Raw genomic sequence first — 19,066 nt, forward strand, 5'->3', positions numbered from 1 at the left:
GTATACTATAATTATAAAGCCCAATCACTGAATTGTCAACGATATTTTCGGACAGCCAAATATCCGCTATCCTTCCTGGGTCAACTCCAGAACCTTCCCGACGAAATACAAAGGAATATTCGTAATCCCGCCATTTTTCATATATCCGTTTGTGCTGAAGCGGACAGCCGCTTCCAGTTTGTATTTCCCGATATAATTCTTGAAGCTGACGGCATTTTTGTTTTCACTGGATTTAACCTCAACGGGAATCACGTTTTCGTCCCGCTGAAAAATAAAATCAATCTCCCTGTCTTGCGCGTAGGCGTAAAAGTAAGGCGGGTAGTCCAAAAGAGGCAAAAGCTGTTCCAACACATAGTTTTCGGCCAATTGCCCTTTGAACTCAAAGGCTTCCGACAGCAAGATGGATTTATTGGTGAGCCCGGCCATATGCTTGATCAAACCGACATCCAGCAGGAAAAGCTTGAAGTAATTCAGTATTTCATAGGTTTTCAGCGGATATTCGTTTTTTGATACATTGAGGATACGATAAACGATTCCGCTTGAGACAAGCCACTCGATGGCGTCCTCAAAATCCTTTGCCCTCGCGCTTTTACTGATTGCGGCGTACATAAACTTCTCATTGTTTCTTTTGGCGAGCTGGGGTACAATGCTTCTGAACACCTGCAGGATACGACCGCTGTTAATTTTGCCGCTGTGCTTGGTGAAATCGTCCTCGTAAAGGGAGACAATCTCCCCTTGAATGACGCTTATTTCTTCGGGGGCGGCCTTCGTTGCCCAGGATTGGACGCACTCAGGCATTCCGCCGATGATCAGGTATTTTTTATAGTGCTCCGTCATTCGTTCGTGAAAGGCGGAAACATAATCTTTTCCTGATTTGACCGAAGTAAAATATTGGTACATCCCCTTGTCGACGGCCGCCAGATATTCTTCAAAAGTCAAGGGATAGACGTCCAGCAGATTGACTTTCCCAACGGGATAGGACACGGGCTTTGCGAGATACGTTCCCAGCAAGCTTCCGGCGGTTATGACGTGGTATTCGTTTGCCTCTTCGTTGAAATATTTCAGACTGCCGAGGGCGTTGGGACATTCCTGTATTTCGTCCAAAATGACAAGGGTCTTTCCGGGTAGAATGGTTTTTCCCCGAATGAGACTCAGCCGTTCAAGAATCCGCTTCGGATTCTTGGTGTCGTTAAAGATCCCGGCCGCGTCGGCGTCTTTATCGAAACTGACATAGATGCTGTCCTTATAGTACCGTTTCGAAAACTCCTTCATCAACCAGGTTTTACCGACCTGTCTCGCGCCTTTCAATACGAGAGGTTTTCTTCGTGAACTGTCTTTCCAGCGTGCCATTTCTTCCAAAGCCTTTCTGTACATCTGCAACGTCTCCTTCTCCGGTAATTTCTCTCTCAAACACAATATACCACGTTTTTAAGAAAAAATCAAGGGGAAAAATCACGTTTTTACGAAAAAAAATGAAAAGAATTACTGCGTTTTTAAGAGTTTTTTAGAGAAAATTTTCACGTTTTTAAGAATCGCCTTCATACGGAGACATTTTCTTCCCTTTACACAAGACCCTTTTTCCTGTATAATGGAAAAGGACGACGCGGTCGCGGACGACAGCCGGATCGCGTCAAACCTCAGTAAATTCACCGAAAAAGGAGCAAAACCCATGACCATCCCCGCGAAATTAGCCAAAGAATTCACCCTGCCCCTCCCTCTGACTGAAGCCGTCATCGCCCTGATCGAAGAGGGCAACACGATCCCTTTCATCGCCCGTTACCGTAAAGAGGCGACCGGCGGCATGGACGACGTGACGCTCCGAGCCTTTGACGAAAGGCTTTCGTATCTGAAAGGCCTCGAAGCCCGCAAAGAAGAAGTGATCCGTCTCATCGACGAACAGGGCAAGCTGACGGAAGCGCTCCGGGCCGAGATCGAAAGCGCGGAAATCCTCCAGCGCGTCGAGGATCTGTACAAGCCCTTCAAAAAGAAGCGGGCCACCAGGGCCTCCAAGGCAAAGGACGCGGGTCTCGAGCCTCTGGCCGCCCTGATGTTGGAGCAAAAGCTGACTACGGGAGATCCGCTGGAATCGGCCGCCCCCTATGTCCAGGCCGAAAGCCCTTACGATACGCCGGAAGCGGCTCTGGGCGGGGCCTGTGACATCATCGCCGAGCAGATCGCCGACGATCCCGAACTCACGGGAACGCTCCGGGACATGACGCGAAAGCAGGGGATCATTTCCTCGGAGGCCGTCAACCCCGATGAGAAGAGCGTCTATGAGATGTATTACAATTTTACGGAGCCAGCGGCAAAAATCCTCAACCATCGGATTCTGGCAATCAACCGCGGCGAGAAGGAAGAAAAACTTAAGGTCAGACTGGTCGTGGAGCAGGATAAGCTGACGAACTGCGTGGAACGCCGGATCATCAAAAGGCCTTCCATATTTACGGAGCTTCTTAAAACAACCGTTGCCGACAGCTACAAGCGCCTCATGGCCCCCTCCCTCGAACGGGACATCCGCAACGAGCTCACGGAGCGGGCGGAAAAAGACGCCATCGAGGTTTTCGCGAAAAATACGGAAAACCTCCTCAATACGCCGCCTGTCAAGGGGGCCAGAGTCATCGCCATAGACCCCGGCTACCGCACGGGCTGCAAGGTGGCGGTCCTTTCGGAGACCGGAAAACTTCTCGATTATACGACCATTTATCCCACCGCGCCCAGAAACGACGTGGCAGGAACGGAGCGGACGCTTCAAAAATTGGCGGAAAAATATGAAATCAACGTCGTTGTCATCGGAAACGGCACGGCCTCCCGGGAAACGGAGGAGGTGGTCGCGGGCTGGATCAAGAAAAGCGGCCTTTCCGTCAAGAGCACGATTGTCAACGAAGCGGGGGCCTCGGTCTATTCCGCCTCAAAACTGGCCTCGGCCGAATATCCGGACCTGGACGTCACGACCCGGGGCGCCATGAGCCTCGGGCGGCGTTTGCAGGACCCGCTGGCGGAGCTTGTCAAAATTCCTCCCAAGAGCATCGGCGTGGGGCAATACCAGCACGACATCAATCAATCGGCTCTCGAAAAATCCCTTACCGGCGTCGTGGAAAACGTCGTGAATCGCGTGGGGGTCGATCTCAATACGGCAAGCGCCAGCCTCTTGGGCTATGTATCGGGCATAAACGCCGCGGTTGCGGGAAATATCGTCTCTTACCGGGAGGAGAACGGGAGCTTTACCGACAGAAAACAACTGAAAAAAGTCCCCAAATTGGGGGACAAGGCCTTCAAACAGTGCGCGGGCTTTCTCCGGATCCGGGACGCGAAAAATCCTCTGGACGGGACGGCGGTCCACCCCGAAAGTTACGGGGCGGCCGCGGAAATTCTCAAAAGAGCGGGCGTTTCCGGGAAGGAGCTCACGACCGGGGGCGTGGCCGACATCGAAAAGCGGGTAGGCGACCAGAAGAAACTGGCGGAGGAGCTGGGCGTGGGTCTCCCGACGCTCCGGGATATTCTCGCGGAAATCAAAAAACCCGGCCGGGATCCCCGGGATGACGCGCCTCCTGTGATCTTCAACCGGGCGGTTCGGGCCATGGAGGATCTGGCCGTCGGCATGCAGCTGACTGGAACGGTCAGAAACGTCGTCGATTTTGGGGCCTTTGTGGATATCGGCGTCAAGCAGGACGGCCTTGTCCACATTTCGCGGATGAGCGAGCGCTTTATCCGGCATCCCTCGGAAGCGGTGGCGGTCGGCGACACCGTTACGGTCTGGGTTACGGCCGTCGACAAGGAAAAAGGGAAAATCGGGCTCAGCATGGTAAAAGGGAAGGTCTGACCTTCCCTTTTCTTATACGCGATATTTCTCCATTTTCCCCGATACGCCGGGCCCCACGACGCAGCGGAGCAAGACGCATTCCGCCTCATAGCGCTCTTCCTCGACGAGGGCGTTCCGGTGCAGCCAGGCCACGCTTGCCGTATCGCTGTAGGGGATCCGGTAGCGCTCGATCCAGGTCTTTTCGGGAATCAGGGCCTCTACGGCCTCCAGAAAAGCGGGGATGCCTTCGTTAAATTTCGCGCTCAGAAGAACGCTCCGGTATCCGGGAAAAAGCTCCGTGATTTCAGTCGTTTTTTCCGGCGTCAGCCGGTCTTTTTTGTTGAGGGCCAGAAGCGTGGGCTTGTCCGCCGCTCCCAACTCTCCGAGAACGCTTTCCACGGCCCGGATTTCGGCGGGAATGTCTTCGCTCGCCCCGTCCGCCACATGGACGATGACGTCGGCGTAAAGGACCTCGTCCAGCGTGGACTTGAAGGCCTCCACGAGGTCGTGGGGCAGCTTCCGGATGAAGCCCACCGTATCCGTAAAGGAGAGGACTTTTCTCGAAGGGAGCTGTATGGAGCGGGTCGTGACGTCAAGAGTCGCGAAGAGCATGTCTTCGGCGAAGACCGCCTCGTTTTTCGCGCCGGCCCTGACCGGGTATTCCCTGACGAGAAGGTTGCGCAGCGTGGATTTGCCGGCGTTGGTATAGCCCACGAGGGCGATTCTCGGAATGCCCGACAGTTCCCTTCTTTCCCTGCGGACGGCCCGGGCCCTCTCCAATTCCGCCAATTCTTTCTTGAGGACGAGGATCCGGTCCCGGATCCGCCTCCTGTCCGTTTCGAGCTTTGTCTCCCCCGAACCTCCCCGGATCCCGAAGCCCGCCCGGGACATGCCCGCGCCCTGGCCCGTGAGTTTTGCCGCGCTGTATTTGAGCCGGGCCAGTTCCACCTGGATCTTTCCTTCCCGGGAGACCGCCCGTTTGGCGAAGATCTCCAGGATCAAAACCGTTCGGTCCATGACGCGGCAACCCAGGATTTCCTCAAGATTTTTGGCCTGGATTCCCGAGAGCTCGTCGTCAAAGATCACGAGGTCCGCTTTTCGTACCTGGCGGAACAGCGAGAGCTCCCTTACTTTTCCGCTTCCCAAAAACGTGACGTTGTCGGGCTTCGCCTTTTTCTGGAGAAAGGTCCCGACGGCTTCGATGCCGCAGGCTTCGGCCAGTTCGGCCAGTTCCTTCAGGAGGGCCTCATTTTCGAGCCCCACGAGGACGGCCCGCTCTTTATCGCTTTCGGTGGCGACGCCGCTTTCCCTGACGCCCGCCGCTTCGATCTCCCCGATGATCCGAAGATAATCGACGCGCGTCGCCTGATCCGGCGAAAAGGGCCGGGTCAGCCGGTAGGAGACCCCTTCCTCCCCGAGGGCGCAAAAGCCCGCGGAAATATCCGTAATCCGCCCGTCGCCGGCGACCCCGATCGCGCACATGGCGTCAAGGCGCAATTTTACCAGGGCTGAAATATCCACGTCGGAGAGCCTGGAATCGCCGCCCGGGTGCGTGTGGAAGACGCGGATCCCCGAGAGCTTCCCTTCGGCCGCCGTCACCGCCGGCAGGCCCGCCGTCCTGTCGTCGCCTATGGAAATTTCCGCGACGTTTCCCTTCCTGTCGATGGAAACGCTGATTTCCCGGTTGATCCGGGCGCTGATTTCCGCCATGGGAACGAGGATTTCCTCCGAGATGAAGACGTCTTTTTCGAGTTTAATCGTGTGGATTGACTCCAGGGCGGAAAGGACTGTTTCCCTGATGCCGCCTGTATTTCCTTTGATCATAAAACCACCTCTTATCTGGAAAATATCCTATCACGAAAGCGGGAAAAAGGCAAGGGTTTTCTCCGCCACGGAGAATTTTCCCGCCACAGAGCCCGTGTCGGAATCCTGTCCGGACAAAATAAACAAAAAAAACTTGCCTATTTGCGTATCCTATGGTATAATATTATGAGATAAACGTTCGCATTTTTTGGTTTTGTTGCGCCAGGCGCGAAAAAACCCATATAGGCGGGCAAACGGGATGAGGAAAATGCTTGGTATTATGGGCGCCATGCGGGAAGAAACGGAAGCGTTGCGCGGGGAAATGCGCGACGCCGTTGCGCTATCCGCTGGAAATCTGCAATTTGTCCGGGGCAGCCTCGCCGGAAGGGACATTGTCCTGACCCAATGCGGCATCGGGAAAGTGAACGCGGCCATGGCCGCGACGCTGATGATCGAGCGCTTCGGGGCGGAAAAGCTCTTCTTCACCGGCGTGGCCGGCGCCATTGATCCGGTCCTCGATATCGGAGATATCGTTATCGGGACGTCCCTCATCGAGCATGACTTCGATATTACAGCCTTCGGGCGCGCCCCCGGGGAGATTCCGGGCATGGAAACGATCGGTTTTCCCTGCGATTCCGGACTCGTCGAACTGGCGGACGTACAGGCAAAAAAACTCTTTCAGGACATCAAAGCGGTCAGGGGCGTCATCTTGAGCGGCGATCAATTCATCGCGTCCCCCGAAAAAATAGATTGGTTGAAACACACATTTGGCGGTATATGCACAGAAATGGAAGGGGCGGCGGTCGCCCACGTCTGTCATTTGTTGCGCGTACCCTGTCTGGTCCTCCGGGCGATCTCCGACAGGGCCGACGGCAACGCCAAAACAGACTTCGGGGCCTTTGTCCGCACATCGGCGCTGCGGTCCAAAGTCCTTCTGACAAGCCTCCTGCAATCGCTCTGAGGCCAAAATCCCCGGGCGGGTGATTCCATGGACGTGAAGACGGAAAATCCAACGACAACAACTCAAAACAATATAGACGCGCTGCTGGAAGAGCTCTACGCCTATTCCATGCACGGGATCAAGCTGGGCCTTGAAAACATCCGCATCCTATGCCGGATGTTGGGCAATCCCCAGAGGCGCTACAAGGTCATCCACATCGCCGGCACAAACGGCAAGGGATCCGTGACCGCGACGATCGACAATGTCCTCCGAAAGGCGGGCTGCCGGGTCGGACGCTACATTTCCCCCCACATCCTGCGTTTCAACGAAAGAATCGCCGTGGACGGGGAATATATCACGGACGAAGAGATCGCCCGATATTACGGGCGGGTTCGGGAAGCCATCGCCATATCCGACGTGAAACCCACGTTTTTCGAAGTCACGACGGCCATGATGTTTCTCTGGTTCGCCGACAAAGGCGTCGAGTACGCGGTTGTGGAGACCGGCATGGGCGGGCGCTTCGACGCGACGAACATCTGCGACGACCTCATCTGCGTCATCACCAACGTGACGCTGGAGCATACGGAATTTCTGGGAAAAACGGTCCGCAAGATCTCCCGGGAAAAGGCCGGAATCATCAAACATTGCCGCGACGTCATCGTCGGCGATTCCAAGCCCACATTCCTCGGGCAGATCACAAAGGCCATGCCCAAGGGCGCCTGGCCCGTCAACGTCCTCGCAAAGTACAAGGGCGCGAGGTTTACCAGCGATTACGACAACTTTACGATAACGGTCCATGTGGACGGCAAATCCTACGTCTACAGCTTATTCGGGGACTATCAGTTCAAGAATTTCCTCTGCGCCTACGAGGCCCTCAAAAGGCTTCGGGTATCGGAGGAGGCCATGATTGAGGGCTTTGCCACGACGGTCTGGGAATGCCGCTTCGAACGCTGGTCAAAGGATCCCCTGATCATTCTCGACGGGGCCCACAACGCCGACGGCATGGCGGAACTGGCCAAAATTATCCGCAAGGGCTTCGCGCGAAAGGACGTCGTCGTCATCACTTCGATCCTCAAAGACAAGAAAATCGAAGACATGGGCGTATCCCTCGACAGCATGGCGGATACCGTGATCTTTACGGCCATCACCCACAATCCCCGGGGACTTCGGGGGGAAGAGGTCTTGGCCCGGATAAGTTCCGCGGAGGCCGAGCACCTTGTGGAAAACGATCTCGGCGAGGCGGCGCGGCTGGCGCGGGAAATGAACAAAAAACTGACCCTTGTCTGCGGATCCTTCTATCTCCTCAGCGAGTGGAAGGAAAAATTTACGAATCAGTGAATCAACGACCCAACAGCTCAACTTATTCACAACGCAAAGCTATAAACGTATCCGGGAAAGATGCGTATCATTGAAACAAAGGATTTTTATCATGGACAAGCACGGAAATCGGGCTCAAAAGCAGACGAAAAAAATACCGGATCCCTTCCGCACGGCGGTAAAGGTTTTGCTGCTCACGCTATTTTTGGTCGCGGAGACTTTCCTCGTCCGGAGCGTGCTGGCGGAAAGAACGGAAACGGCCCTTCGCAAAAAAGAATTTACGGACCGGGTCGAAGCGGGTTTTCGTATGCGCGACGGGTCCTTTTACCGGAATACCGAATATGTCAAGCAATACCGGGCGCGAACGGCCCCGGCGGCCGTGGTGGTTTCCCACACGTCCGACTCCGCAAAGGGTGATCTGATTGAGTAACGCCTCAAACCCCACCATCGGCGATCTGATTGCGGCCCTCTCCCTCGAGGTCCTGAATCCGGGCAATCCCGGCCGGGAGATCGAGGGGCCCAATATCTACCAGATCGGCTATGAGCTGACGGGTTTTTTTAATTACAGCAAGGCCGAGCTGGAGCAGTCCATCCAGATCTGCGGCCGCAAGGAACTCATGTATATCAAGACTTTGCCCCGGGACAAAATCGATTCCCTGCTGGCAAAGTATTTTTCATTTCATTTTCCGGCCCTGATCATCACCTGGGACGACCCGGAAATCGAGGCCGTCATGGTGAAAAAGGCCGCGGCCCAGGACGTGACGCTCCTGAAGAGTAAATTGGACACGCCGGTCACGATCCGGATGCTGAAGGTCTTTTTGCAGAAGCGCTTCGTCGATGAGATGATCCTGCAGGGGCACATTTTCCTTGAAATCTACGGCATCGGCGTTTTGATCACGGGCTATGAGGACGCGAAAATCGGCGTGACCATAGAGCTTTTGGATCGGGGGCACCGGATGATAACCGACGACAACGTCGTCGTCAGAAGGCTCGCCGAAAATTACCTCGAGGGCTGCAATCGCCTCGACAAGAGTCAGGAAGACAGCCATTTCTTTCTGGAAAACAAAAAAGACGGCACGAAGATCGATATCACGACCCAGTACGGCATCCAGTCCACAAGGGCCAGAAAGAAAATCGACCTCCTGATCGTGCTGGAGGAATGGCACGAGAGTGAGTTTTACGACAGATTGGGCCTCGACGAGTATTATACGGAGCTTCTGGGGGAAAGGGTGCCCAAGATCGTCCTTCCGGTCAGGAAAGGGCGCAATCTGGCGGTCATTCTCGAAGCGGCGGCCATGAATAGCAGGCTCAAAAAAATCGGGGAAAATTCCGCCGAAATCTTCGTGGCGGAGACGAAAAAGATCATCGAAGAAAACAAGCGGCATCAGGGGGATCAGGCTATGGAGAAAAAAGCCATCGGGATCGCGGATCTCAAAAATGAATTCGGGCTCAAAGTATTGGCGGGAGAGGAATATCTCGCGAAGACCACGGTGTCCACAGTGTCCATTCACCGGCCGGCCCTGGCCCTTTCGGGCTATTTTGATCTCTTTGAGGATCCGGAAAATATCTGCATCCAGGTCCTTTCCCGGGACGAATTCCGCTACCTCTCGTCGATCCCCGAAGACGTCAGGGAAGCCAATATGAGAAAGTATCTGAGCTATCCCTTTCCGATGATCGTCACGACCATCGATACGGATATCCCCCAATGGTTTTACGACATGCTGAAGGAAACGCGGCTCGTGCTCTGCCGGAGCCCCTACCGCAAGGTTTCCCAGATCATCGCCAATTTCAACGGCTATCTGGAGACGGCCTTCAACCCTACGATTTCCACCCACGGGGTCTTTCTGGAGCTCTACGGCTTCGGCGTATTGATCACGGGAAAGAGTCAGATCGGAAAGAGCGAAACGGCGCTGGAGCTCATCCACCGGGGGCACCGGCTCGTGGCCGACGATTTTGTGAAATTTTCCAAAGATACCGGCGGGGCCGTCGTCGGAAGGGCGGCAAGGCTGCCTTATTTTATGGAAGTGCGCGGCTTGGGCATCATCGACATCAAGGCCCTCTACGGCCTCGGGGCCGTCCGGCTCAACAAAAGGCTCGACTTCGTGATCGAGATGCGGGAACAGAAGACGGAAGACTACTTGACTTCGCTGCATTACGAGAGCGGGACCTTTGAGATCCTCGGGAAAAGCATCCCCAAGATCGTCCTCTACATGTCCTCGGGCAGAAACGCCGCGGCCATGGTGGAGATCGCGGTCATGAACCGCATGGCCCGGGCCTTGGGCCATGATCCCGACAAGCTCTACCGGGAAGGGCTCAAAAAACTCACCGAAGAAGAAAGAAAACTCATAGAGGAGAATCCGAGATAGAAAAAATGGACGCCATGCAAAGAATTTTGAAAATTATCCGGGCCAGCCGGCGCATCATCATCACGACCCATGTGAATCCCGACGGCGACGCCGTGGGCGCGTCTCTGGGGCTTTTTCTGGGGATCCGCAAATGGGCGTCCCGGGAAGAGGACTGGGATCCGCAGATCCGGATCGTGCTGGAGGATAAGGCCCCCGATACGACGGCCTTTCTGCCTTATTATGAACGCCTGGAGCGCTGGAGTTCCGACGAGCACTACGAGGGGGACCTTCTGATCTGCCTGGACGCCGCCGACCTCAAAAGACTGGGGAAAACGGCGGTACTCGCCGAGGACCATGTCGTCGTCAATATCGACCATCACATCACGAACCCCGGCTACGGCAAATACAACTACGTCAAGGACATTTCCTCGACCTCGGAGATCATTTTCCGCCTCCTGCAAAGCGCCGGAGCGCCGCTGGATACGGAGATCGGCGAGTGTCTCTATACGGGGCTCGTAAACGACACCGGCAATTTTTCCCATGACAACGTGACCAAGGATACGCTTTATATGGCGGGGACCTTGGTCGGGATCGGCGTCGATAACGCCAAAATCATCCGGGAGTTTTTGGAGAACAAGAGCTACGGGGCCATCAAGCTCATCGGCGAGGCCTTGTATTACATGCAGTTTTACCCCGAAGAAAAACTGGCCTACTACTATCTTCCTTACGCGGAGATGATCCGGCACGGCGGCAGGAAGGAAGACACCGAGAGCATCGTCGAAAGACTCATCGAGTATAATGAGGCCGAAGCGGCGCTCTTTATCCGGGAGGAGGAGACGGGACTTCTCAAGGGCAGTATGCGCAGCAAAGTCGATTCTGTGGACGTGGCCAAAATCGCGGGCTGCTTCGGTGGCGGCGGGCATAAAAAGGCCGCCGGCTTCACGGCCAAGGGGACGGCGGACGCCGTGCTCGCGAAAGTTTTGAGACAATTGTCGGAAAATGAGCGGAAAAAATAAAAAAAGCATTGAAAAAAATCCCGAAAAATAGTATCCTATACATAAGAGATGAAAAGAAACGAAGCGATCTGATTTTTTTAAGCGAAACGGAGGTTCGGCATGGAAATCGTATTTATCAGGCCAGGCAGGATTGAAGACTGCGAAAAATGTATCCCGGAAATCAAGAGCAACAAGATAATGCTGATCAATTTGTCCGACGTGGAAAATGACAAAGCCCAGCGGATCATCAACTACCTGAGCGGCGCCATGTATATGCAGGAAGGCCTGCTGAAGGACGTGGCCGAACGGATTTTCTGCACGATCCCCCGGGGGGTCAAGCACTCGTATCTGACAAATGAAGACGAAGAACCGGAAATCACCATCGACAGATGACAACCAATGAGTCCTGTGACGCCCCGCCTGTGACGGGGCTTGTCTTTGTGAAGGAGCGCCCATGGAAGCGGCAAGAGCAAAAGAAAGCGGAAATATCGGCGAAATCAGCGCCAAACAGCTGAGCCTGGAGATCGCGAGGCGGAAGAAAACCCGGACCCGGGTGATCCTCGGCATCACGCTGATCCTTGTCGTGATCAGCATCCTCAATATGTACAGCACGGCCCTGCTTTCCCCCGACCGGAGGCAGATCATCCGGAATCATTCGGCCTACCTGCTGCTGGCGCTGGCGGCCGGGGCAATCTGCTCCAACATCTCCTACCGCCGCTTTGACGGCAAGCGCCTGTGTCTCCTGCTCCTTTTGGGTTCCGTGGCGGGGCTTGTCCTCATGCTCGTGGGGCACAATTTCCTGCCGAAATTTTTCCCGCGGATCAACAACACCAAGAGTTGGATGCGCCTGGGGAGCATCGGCTTCCAGCCGGCGGAATTTCTGAAACTGCCCTTTATCATCTTGATCGCCCATCACCTCGCCTATTGCGAGGAACATAAACTCAAAAACTTCGCGGTCGTGGCCAATGTGCTGCCCGTATATTTCGTTTTCGCGGTCCTGATCCTGCTGCAAAACGACCTCGGGACCGCCATCCACTACGGATTGATTCTCTGCTTCATGCTGTTTTTCGCCCGTATCGATATGCTCTATATCCTGGGGGCGGGGGGACTGGCCCTCTCGTCTCTTTCGGGGCTGACGCTCTGGCTGCTGTCTCTGGGCGGGCAAAACATCAAGGGTTACAAGCTCAAGCGGATCTGGCTTTTTATCACGGGGCTCACCCGGGGCGAATACGACCCCGACATCGGCTATCAGGTGGGGCAGTCGATCCTCGCCTTCGGCAACGGCGGCTGGAAGGGACAGGGCTATTCCAACGGCATCCTGAAGCACGGCTACCTGCCCGAGACCCGCACGGACTTCATTCTGGCGACGCTGGGGGAGGAATTCGGCTTTATCGGCCTTTTGGTTATCTTTATTTTGTTTTTTTTGCTCTTTACGTTGACGCGCTCGACGGCCATGGATGTGGGCCGCCCCTTCGGACGCTATCTCGCCGTGGGGATCGGGGGCTTTCTGATGACTCAGATGTTTATCAATCTCTTTGTGGTCATCGGCCTTTTGCCGGTCATGGGGGTCCCCATGCCCATTTTGAGCTACGGGGGGACATCGATCCTGACGATTTTCCTCGCCCTCAGCATGATCATGAATATGAATTTTCAAACGAACGATGGACAATAAAACTTTATGCCATATGGAGGACAGACAACAATGAAAGACACGTATGTAAAAGAGATTTTCCGGCAAAGCGAGGCGTACCTCGGAAAGGACGTCAAGCTCTCGGGCTGGGTCAAGAAAATCCGGGTTTCCAAGAACCTTTGTTTTATCGAGCTTTCCGACGGGAGCTTTTTCAAGGGAATACAGATCGTCTGCGACGCGTCGCTTCCCAATTTTGACGAAGTATCGCGGCTTTCGATCATCTCTTCGATCGTCGTGACGGGTCCCGTCGTGGAATCCCAGGGGGCGGGGCAGGATGTGGAAGTTCACGCCGCCACGGTGGAAATCTGCCAGAAGGCCGATCTTGATTATCCGCTGCAAAACAAGCGCCATTCCTTTGAGTTCCTCAGGACCATGGCCCATCTGAGGCCCAGAACCAATACGTTTACGGCCGTATTCCGGGTGCGCTCCGTCGTGGCCTACGCGATCCACAAATTTTTCCAGGAACGAGGCTTTGTCTATGTGCATACGCCGATTATCACGGGATCCGACGCCGAAGGGGCCGGAGAGATGTTCCGGGTTACGACCCTCGATCTCGCCAATGTGCCGAAAAATCCCGACGGGACCGTGAACACCAAAGAGGACTTTTTCGGAAAAGAAACAAATCTTACGGTTTCGGGACAGCTCAATGTGGAAACTTTCTGCGCGGCCTTCCGCAACGTCTATACTTTCGGGCCCACGTTCCGGGCGGAAAACTCCAATACGGCCAGACACGCGTCGGAATTCTGGATGATCGAACCCGAACTGGCCTTCGCCGACCTTGAGGCCAATATGGAGACCGCCGAGAGCATGGTCAAGTTTATCATTCAATATGTCAAGGACAACTGCCCCGAGGAGCTGGCGTTTTTTGACCAGTGGATCGAAAAGGGCCTGATCGCCAAATTGGATAACGTGCTGAACAGCGAATTCGCGAGACTTTCCTATACGGAAGCGATCGAAGTCCTGAAAAAATCCGGCCGGAAATTCGAATATCCCGTCGAGTGGGGGATCGATCTGCAGAGCGAGCACGAGCGCTATCTCGCCGAAGAGCATTTTAAAAAGCCGGTATTTTTGATCAATTATCCCAAGGACATCAAGGCCTTTTACATGAAGCTCAATCCCGACGGCAAGACCGTCCGGGCCATGGATCTGCTGGCCCCCGGCATAGGGGAAATCATCGGCGGCTCCCAGCGTGAGGACAACTATGATCTGCTCTTGAAGCGCATCGAAGACGACGGCATGAAAAAAGAGGATTACGGCTTCTACCTCGACCTCAGAAAATACGGTTCTTTCCCGCATTCGGGCTACGGTCTCGGCTTTGAACGAATCCTCATGTACATAACGGGCATGCAGAACATCCGCGACGTGATCCCCTTCCCGAGAACGCCCAAAAACGCGGATTATTAAGAGTTGACCCCTCAGCCGGCATGCGTCGGGGGTCACAAAATTAACTCAAATCACACGGGGGTGTATTGAAAAAATGCCAAACGAATTGATCTGGTTTTTGATGTTGCTCGCGAATTTCGCGTGCATCATCGCAATTTATTACTTTTTCGGCCTCACGGGCCTCTTCTGCTGGATCCCCATCGCGACCATACTCGCCAATATCCAGGTCACCATGCTCGTGGAGCTCTTCGGCTTCACGACGACGCTGGGGAACGTTCTCTACGCGGGCTCCTTCCTCGTCACGGACATCATGTCGGAAAACTACACAAAAAAAGACGCCGTGAGAGCCGTCAAAATTGGATTTTTCGCGATGATCGCGACGACAGTCATCATGTCCTGCGCCATTCACATGGCGCCTTCGGCGACGGAGGGGGGCGGCATCTCCTTTGAGGGCGTCCGGAACATTTTCGCCTTCATGCCCCGGGTGTCCTTCGCGTCTCTCGTGGCTTACGCCGTTTCCCAGACCCACGACATCTGGTCCTATTTCCGGTGGCGGTCCTGGTTCCCCGCCAAAAAATTCATGTTTATCCGGAACAATATGAGTACCCTGGTGAGTCAGGCCATCGACAACGTAATCTTTACGGCCGTGGCTTTCTGGGGCGTCTACCCCTTTGAGGTCCTCGTGCAGATCTTCTGGTCGACCTATCTTTTGAAATTCATCATCGCCCTCTGCGATACGCCCTTCCTGTATCTGGCCGATTACCTGAAGCAAAGCGGCAGGATCAGAAACGATGTTGAACGCCCAAACTGAGGGCCCCTTCAAAGTATTTCCGGCGGAATTGGGCCTCATAGCCCAGCGATACGGAAAAATCCGGCGAGAGGTGATGACTGAGGCGGATATCGAAAGCGCCCGAGGAAAGAGGATTGCTTCCGAAGGCGCGGATCGCGCTGATATCGCCCTGTAACGACCAGCGTTCCGTAAAAAACGCGTATATCCCAAGCCCGGCGACCCCGCCGGGTGTTTTTTCGTCTTCCCGGGAAAGAAGGCTTGTTTGCTTGCCGCGCCGCCATTCATAGTCGACGCCCAGGTGGGGGTAGAGCGTCAGGATCTTTTCCATCAGCGTAAAATAGCGCCCGGCTTCGAGACCCGAGAGGAAGCTGTGGATATGGCGACGCTGATCCGACCCCGGTCCCGACAGATTCTCCCGGCTCCGGGTATAGGCCGCCCGGGCGAAAACAAGCCATTTGTCCGCTTGCGCGCCGATCGTCATATTGAGCCCGTGGCTGCGGACCCGAATGTTCCCGCCGTTTTTGAAAGCGGCATAAGATTTGAGGTAAGCGTAGTCCATGCCCAAAAAGAGCCGGGGATGCTTGACGGAATTGCTAAGGCTTCCGTAGCGGAGGCCCTTGATTTTTGTCTTGTATTCCCCCGGATTTGCCGCAAGATCTTCCTTTTGATTATCGGTCCAGGCTTCGCTCAGGACCGTGAGGTAGACGCTGCTTTGGCTTTTCCCCGAAAGCCCGGCCTCACGGAGTACGGCCTGCTCCCGGATATGGGTCGCCGCGGCCCCGGTCAAAAGCCGTCCCTGTCTTTGCGGCAGGGAGGTATCGTAATTGCTTCCCCGAAGGGAAAAAGGCAGCGCGCAGAGCGCCGCCGCCCAGAGGATTTTTCGTAAGGTTTTTTCTTTTCCCGCCTTCAAGTTTACTCCCTTTGGATCTAATTTTTCCTTCTGCCGAAAATCCGCAGCAGGTAGAGGAAGAGATTCACGAAATCGAGATAGAGTTCCAATGCTCCGATAATGCCCATTTTCTTAGCCATAGAGGGATCTTCGGCCATAAGCTCATAGGACCAGCGCTTGATCCGGTTGACGTCATAGGCGATAAGCAAGGTAAATATGGCGATGCCGCCGACGGTTCCAGCCCAGTACAGAGCCGGCACCTTGAACCAGAGATTGAACACGGACACGAGCATCAGGGCCACAAGCCCGATGAAGAAGAAGCGTCCGTAGCCTTGCAGGTCTTCCTTTGTCATATAGCCGTATACGGAGAGCGTAATAAAAATGGCCAGCGTGATCAAAAGCGTATAGATGATGCTGTTGACGCTGTAGACCGCGCCCACGGCGGCGAAAGTCACGCCGGTCAGGGCCGCGTAGAGGTAAAAGAGCAGGGTCGCCGCCACAGCCGAGAGTTTTCGGATCATAAAGCTCAAAATAATCACGACGCCCAACTGCACGAGGGCCACCAGTGTGAGGCTCGTCACGGCCGTATAGAGCAGCCTGTGGTTGACAAAGAGCAGGTAGAGCGCCACGACTGCCGTAACCAAAATCCCCAGCGTCATGTGCAGGAAGGACTTCCGTAAAAAATTGTGTCCCGTAAAGTCATAGACCCCTTCGCTCGATTCCGCCGGGTTGTAGTGATCGGGCCTTTCATAGGTTTCCACTTTTTCCATGATTTCATCTTCGCGCATGTGTTTCACTCCTTTATGTGAATGGTTTTTATACAAATCTATAAATCCGGGACAAAGTCCCGTATGGATTTATCCTATTATATCATATTTTTTGTTGAAATCAAAGGGAAATCACCGAAAAATTCCGGTCGACGACTCCGATGCCGTCAACGGCCGAAGAAGTGATCCCGCCCGCGTAACCGGCCCCTTCGCCGACGGGGAAGAGGCCTTTGATGTTGAGGGATTCCCCATTTTCATCCCGGAGGATCCGCAAAGGGGACGAGGTCCTTGTTTCAAGACCGAAGAGATTGGCGTTTTTTCCCGCAAAGCCCGGGTATTTCTCCTGCCAGGCGAGAAGGGCCGCCCGGATGTTCGCGGTGAGGTACGGAGGGAGCAGATCCCCCAGGGGGTAAGGCTTGAGGCTCATCCGGTAACTCGTTTTGATTTCTCCCCGTGAGGGGGTCCCCGTGAGGAAGTCCTCCATATTCTGCCACAGGGCGCCGTAGGTCCCCATGAGGGCGTAAATTTGCCGCTCGAGGCGCTCCTGCAGTTCCATCCCCGCGAAGAGCTCCGGCCCCAGATCGGCGGGGCCTATCCCCGCCACAAGGCCCGCGTTGGCAAATTTCCCCGCCCGAGCCGCTTCGCTCATGCCGTTGACGAGGGAAGCGCCGGGGTTCGAGGCCGCGTTGACGATCTCCCCGCCGGGACACATGCAGAAGCTGAAGACGCCGCGGTTTTCCCGCTTATTGTGGTACGTCACGGAGTAGGTCGCGGGACCCAGCGCCGGATGACCGGCCCAGGGGCCGTATTGCATCCGGTCGATGTCCTCCTGCCGATGCTCCATGCGAAAGCCCATGGCAAAGGGCTTCGGCGCCATGGCGCAGCCGATTTGCCCGAGCATCCGGTACGTCTCCCGGGACGAATGGCCTGTGGCGAGGATCACGCAATCGCAGGGGACAAATTCCCGCGCTCCTTTGGGGTCAGCTACCTGAATTCCCGCCACGCGGCCTTCTTTTATGACGAGCTCCTCCATTTTCCGGCCGAAGAAAAAGCGCCCGCCGGTCGCTTCGATCATTTTCCGCAGAGCGGTGACGACGGTTTTGAGGACGTCTGTCCCCAGATGGGGCTTGTAATCCCAGCGAATGCGGGGGTCCGCCCCCGCGGCAACCAATTCTTCGAAGACATCGGCAATCAGGGAGCTTTTGATCCGGGTGTTGAGTTTCCCGTCGGAAAAGGTGCCCGCGCCTCCTTCTCCGAACTGGATATTGGAGCGGGAATCAAGGATCCCTTCCCGGATAAAGCGCGCCGTGGTCAGGGTCCGGGCGTCGACAGGCTCCCCCATTTCATAGACGAGGGGGACGCAACCGTAGCGGGTGAGCCGCAGGGCCGCGAAGAGTCCGGCGGGACCCGCGCCGATGACGACGACTTCCCGGCCGGGATATTTGGGGGCGCGGATCTCAGGCGTCTCCGCGGGAACGGGGACGATGTCCTTCCCAAAAGCAAGATTTGCCGGCATTTTGAGCGTTATCCGGAGACTGTAGAGAAATTTCAGCCGCCGCTTTTGCCGCATGTCGAGGGAGCGCCTGTTCCAGCTGAGGGCGGCGATATTTTCCGCAGCGACGCCCCGGATGTCCAGGGCCTCGAGGATGGCCTCCTCCTGGGGGACGTCGATGGGGATTTCGATATTGTGGATGTCGACCTGCATAGGGGTCTCCTTTTGGGGGAAAATTTGTCCCTCTCGGGATGATGCTTCTGAATAAAGGGTATCACAGAATAAGGATACTTTGCGGGACATAGCGCGCTTTGACCGTATCTACATATGATGGTTTGTCAAGTCCCGCATATTTCCAATCCCTTATCGGGTAGTACAACCTGCGAATCGCGTTGCTCTTGTTTTCATATTGCGAGGTAACGTTGTAAACAACGGCAAAATTGTTCTCCAGGTCCATGACAAGAACCGGGCGTTCTTTACCGGCGTTTCCGTTTTCAAACACCATATAAGCGTGATAAACCTCGAACAGTTCCATCAGCCGTTTACCGCAAAATCGTAGAGTTCAGGATCTTTGTCCTTATCGACAACAATTTCGCCCTTCTCGTTGGTATCAAGAATGATCTTGGGATAATTCTTGGCGCGGAACGCAAAACGTAACTGCTCATCAAGAGAGGCAACAGGTTTTGGGACAAAAGGCAGCTGATTCTCATTGATTATCTGGCGATAGAACATTTCGATAGCCGTTGTGTGGCTTAATCCCATGCGGGCAAGCAGCGTGCCCGCGCGTTCTTTGATATCCGAGTCAATCCGGATGTTCAGATTTGTTTTTGTCACTGTGTTCATAACAGCACCTCCA

General features: G+C 55.0%; 17 protein-coding genes. 10 read left to right on the forward strand and 7 right to left on the reverse strand.

The window, feature by feature from the left end; genetic code table 11:
- Positions 1–66 precede the first annotated feature (66 nt).
- Entirely contained in the window at positions 67–1,374 is a 1,308-nt protein-coding gene (locus LBQ97_08305) for an ATP-binding protein (GenBank protein MDR1832709.1), read from the reverse strand.
- Positions 1,375–1,588: 214 nt separating this feature from the next.
- Here LBQ97_08305 and LBQ97_08310 point away from each other — a divergent pair, with 214 nt between their 5' ends.
- A complete protein-coding gene (locus LBQ97_08310) occupies positions 1,589–3,820 on the forward strand; it encodes an RNA-binding transcriptional accessory protein (GenBank protein MDR1832710.1) in 2,232 nt (743 codons plus the stop codon).
- A 12-nt stretch (positions 3,821–3,832) separates the two neighbouring features.
- Here the strand turns inward: LBQ97_08310 and hflX are convergent, their stop codons facing one another.
- Positions 3,833–5,623, reverse strand: a complete 1,791-nt coding sequence (hflX, locus tag LBQ97_08315) for a GTPase HflX (GenBank protein MDR1832711.1) — start codon at positions 5,621–5,623, stop codon at positions 3,833–3,835.
- A 238-nt stretch (positions 5,624–5,861) separates the two neighbouring features.
- Here hflX and LBQ97_08320 point away from each other — a divergent pair, with 238 nt between their 5' ends.
- The 9 genes from LBQ97_08320 (at position 5,862) to LBQ97_08360 (ending at position 15,083) form a co-directional block, all read left to right on the forward strand.
- A complete protein-coding gene (locus LBQ97_08320; GenBank protein ID MDR1832712.1) occupies positions 5,862–6,563 on the forward strand; it encodes a 5'-methylthioadenosine/adenosylhomocysteine nucleosidase in 702 nt (233 codons plus the stop codon).
- A 27-nt stretch (positions 6,564–6,590) separates the two neighbouring features.
- A complete protein-coding gene (locus LBQ97_08325) occupies positions 6,591–7,880 on the forward strand; it encodes a bifunctional folylpolyglutamate synthase/dihydrofolate synthase (GenBank protein ID MDR1832713.1) in 1,290 nt (429 codons plus the stop codon).
- 91 nt (positions 7,881–7,971) lie between these two features.
- Entirely contained in the window at positions 7,972–8,289 is a 318-nt protein-coding gene (locus tag LBQ97_08330) for a hypothetical protein (protein ID MDR1832714.1), read from the forward strand.
- Positions 8,282–10,225, forward strand: coding sequence for an HPr(Ser) kinase/phosphatase (gene hprK / locus LBQ97_08335; GenBank protein MDR1832715.1), 1,944 nt, complete (start codon positions 8,282–8,284; stop codon positions 10,223–10,225). The genes LBQ97_08330 and hprK overlap by 8 nt, the downstream gene beginning before the upstream one ends.
- 14 nt (positions 10,226–10,239) lie before the next feature.
- Positions 10,240–11,220 carry a bifunctional oligoribonuclease/PAP phosphatase NrnA gene (locus LBQ97_08340; protein MDR1832716.1) on the forward strand — a complete coding sequence of 327 codons (981 nt, stop codon included), beginning with the start codon at positions 10,240–10,242 and terminating at the stop codon, positions 11,218–11,220.
- 99 nt (positions 11,221–11,319) lie between these two features.
- The gene (gene sepF / locus LBQ97_08345; GenBank protein ID MDR1832717.1) at positions 11,320–11,592 is read left to right on the forward strand and encodes a cell division protein SepF; all 273 of its coding nucleotides are present in this window, start codon (positions 11,320–11,322) and stop codon (positions 11,590–11,592) included.
- A gap of 61 nt (positions 11,593–11,653) precedes the next feature.
- On the forward strand, positions 11,654–12,871 hold the full coding sequence (locus tag LBQ97_08350) for an FtsW/RodA/SpoVE family cell cycle protein (GenBank protein ID MDR1832718.1): 1,218 nt from the start codon (positions 11,654–11,656) through the stop codon (positions 12,869–12,871).
- Positions 12,872–12,901: 30 nt separating this feature from the next.
- Positions 12,902–14,293: an asparagine--tRNA ligase gene (gene asnS, locus LBQ97_08355; GenBank protein ID MDR1832719.1), complete on the forward strand. Its 1,392-nt coding sequence runs from the start codon at positions 12,902–12,904 to the stop codon at positions 14,291–14,293.
- Between the two features lie 73 nt (positions 14,294–14,366).
- Positions 14,367–15,083, forward strand: a complete 717-nt coding sequence (locus tag LBQ97_08360; protein ID MDR1832720.1) for a queuosine precursor transporter — start codon at positions 14,367–14,369, stop codon at positions 15,081–15,083.
- Here the strand turns inward: LBQ97_08360 and LBQ97_08365 are convergent.
- The 5 genes from LBQ97_08365 to LBQ97_08385 form a co-directional block, all read right to left on the reverse strand.
- Positions 15,055–15,972, reverse strand: a complete 918-nt coding sequence (locus tag LBQ97_08365) for an autotransporter outer membrane beta-barrel domain-containing protein (GenBank protein MDR1832721.1) — start codon at positions 15,970–15,972, stop codon at positions 15,055–15,057. The genes LBQ97_08360 and LBQ97_08365 overlap by 29 nt on opposite strands.
- A 17-nt stretch (positions 15,973–15,989) precedes the next feature.
- The gene (locus LBQ97_08370) at positions 15,990–16,739 is read right to left on the reverse strand and encodes a Bax inhibitor-1/YccA family protein (GenBank protein MDR1832722.1); all 750 of its coding nucleotides are present in this window, start codon (positions 16,737–16,739) and stop codon (positions 15,990–15,992) included.
- Positions 16,740–16,839: 100 nt separating this feature from the next.
- A complete protein-coding gene (locus LBQ97_08375) occupies positions 16,840–18,423 on the reverse strand; it encodes an NAD(P)/FAD-dependent oxidoreductase (GenBank protein ID MDR1832723.1) in 1,584 nt (527 codons plus the stop codon).
- Between the two features lie 61 nt (positions 18,424–18,484).
- Positions 18,485–18,745 carry a hypothetical protein gene (locus LBQ97_08380; protein MDR1832724.1) on the reverse strand — a complete coding sequence of 87 codons (261 nt, stop codon included), beginning with the start codon at positions 18,743–18,745 and terminating at the stop codon, positions 18,485–18,487.
- Positions 18,745–19,053, reverse strand: a complete 309-nt coding sequence (locus tag LBQ97_08385) for a type II toxin-antitoxin system RelB/DinJ family antitoxin (GenBank protein MDR1832725.1) — start codon at positions 19,051–19,053, stop codon at positions 18,745–18,747. Before LBQ97_08385 ends, LBQ97_08380 begins: the two co-directional genes overlap by 1 nt.
- Positions 19,054–19,066 lie beyond the last annotated feature (13 nt).

The sequence above is a fragment of the Fusobacteriaceae bacterium genome (assembly GCA_031272775.1).
Lineage (GTDB): Bacteria > Fusobacteriota > Fusobacteriia > Fusobacteriales > Fusobacteriaceae > JAISST01.

What these genes read in the sequence shown, in the direction of transcription:
- LBQ97_08305 (MDR1832709.1), bottom strand. Translation starts at nt 1,374, where the DNA reads ATGTACAGAAAGGCTTTGGAAGAAATGGCACGCTGGAAAGACAGTTCA.
- LBQ97_08310 (MDR1832710.1), top strand. Translation starts at nt 1,589, where the DNA reads ATGGAAAAGGACGACGCGGTCGCGGACGACAGCCGGATCGCGTCAAAC.
- hflX (MDR1832711.1), bottom strand. Translation starts at nt 5,623, where the DNA reads ATGATCAAAGGAAATACAGGCGGCATCAGGGAAACAGTCCTTTCCGCC.
- LBQ97_08320 (MDR1832712.1), top strand. Translation starts at nt 5,862, where the DNA reads ATGAGGAAAATGCTTGGTATTATGGGCGCCATGCGGGAAGAAACGGAA.
- LBQ97_08325 (MDR1832713.1), top strand. Translation starts at nt 6,591, where the DNA reads ATGGACGTGAAGACGGAAAATCCAACGACAACAACTCAAAACAATATA.
- LBQ97_08330 (MDR1832714.1), top strand. Translation starts at nt 7,972, where the DNA reads ATGGACAAGCACGGAAATCGGGCTCAAAAGCAGACGAAAAAAATACCG.
- LBQ97_08340 (MDR1832716.1), top strand. Translation starts at nt 10,240, where the DNA reads ATGCAAAGAATTTTGAAAATTATCCGGGCCAGCCGGCGCATCATCATC.
- sepF (MDR1832717.1), top strand. Translation starts at nt 11,320, where the DNA reads ATGGAAATCGTATTTATCAGGCCAGGCAGGATTGAAGACTGCGAAAAA.
- LBQ97_08350 (MDR1832718.1), top strand. Translation starts at nt 11,654, where the DNA reads ATGGAAGCGGCAAGAGCAAAAGAAAGCGGAAATATCGGCGAAATCAGC.
- asnS (MDR1832719.1), top strand. Translation starts at nt 12,902, where the DNA reads ATGAAAGACACGTATGTAAAAGAGATTTTCCGGCAAAGCGAGGCGTAC.
- LBQ97_08360 (MDR1832720.1), top strand. Translation starts at nt 14,367, where the DNA reads ATGCCAAACGAATTGATCTGGTTTTTGATGTTGCTCGCGAATTTCGCG.
- LBQ97_08370 (MDR1832722.1), bottom strand. Translation starts at nt 16,739, where the DNA reads ATGCGCGAAGATGAAATCATGGAAAAAGTGGAAACCTATGAAAGGCCC.
- LBQ97_08375 (MDR1832723.1), bottom strand. Translation starts at nt 18,423, where the DNA reads ATGCAGGTCGACATCCACAATATCGAAATCCCCATCGACGTCCCCCAG.
- LBQ97_08380 (MDR1832724.1), bottom strand. Translation starts at nt 18,745, where the DNA reads ATGGAACTGTTCGAGGTTTATCACGCTTATATGGTGTTTGAAAACGGA.
- LBQ97_08385 (MDR1832725.1), bottom strand. Translation starts at nt 19,053, where the DNA reads ATGAACACAGTGACAAAAACAAATCTGAACATCCGGATTGACTCGGAT.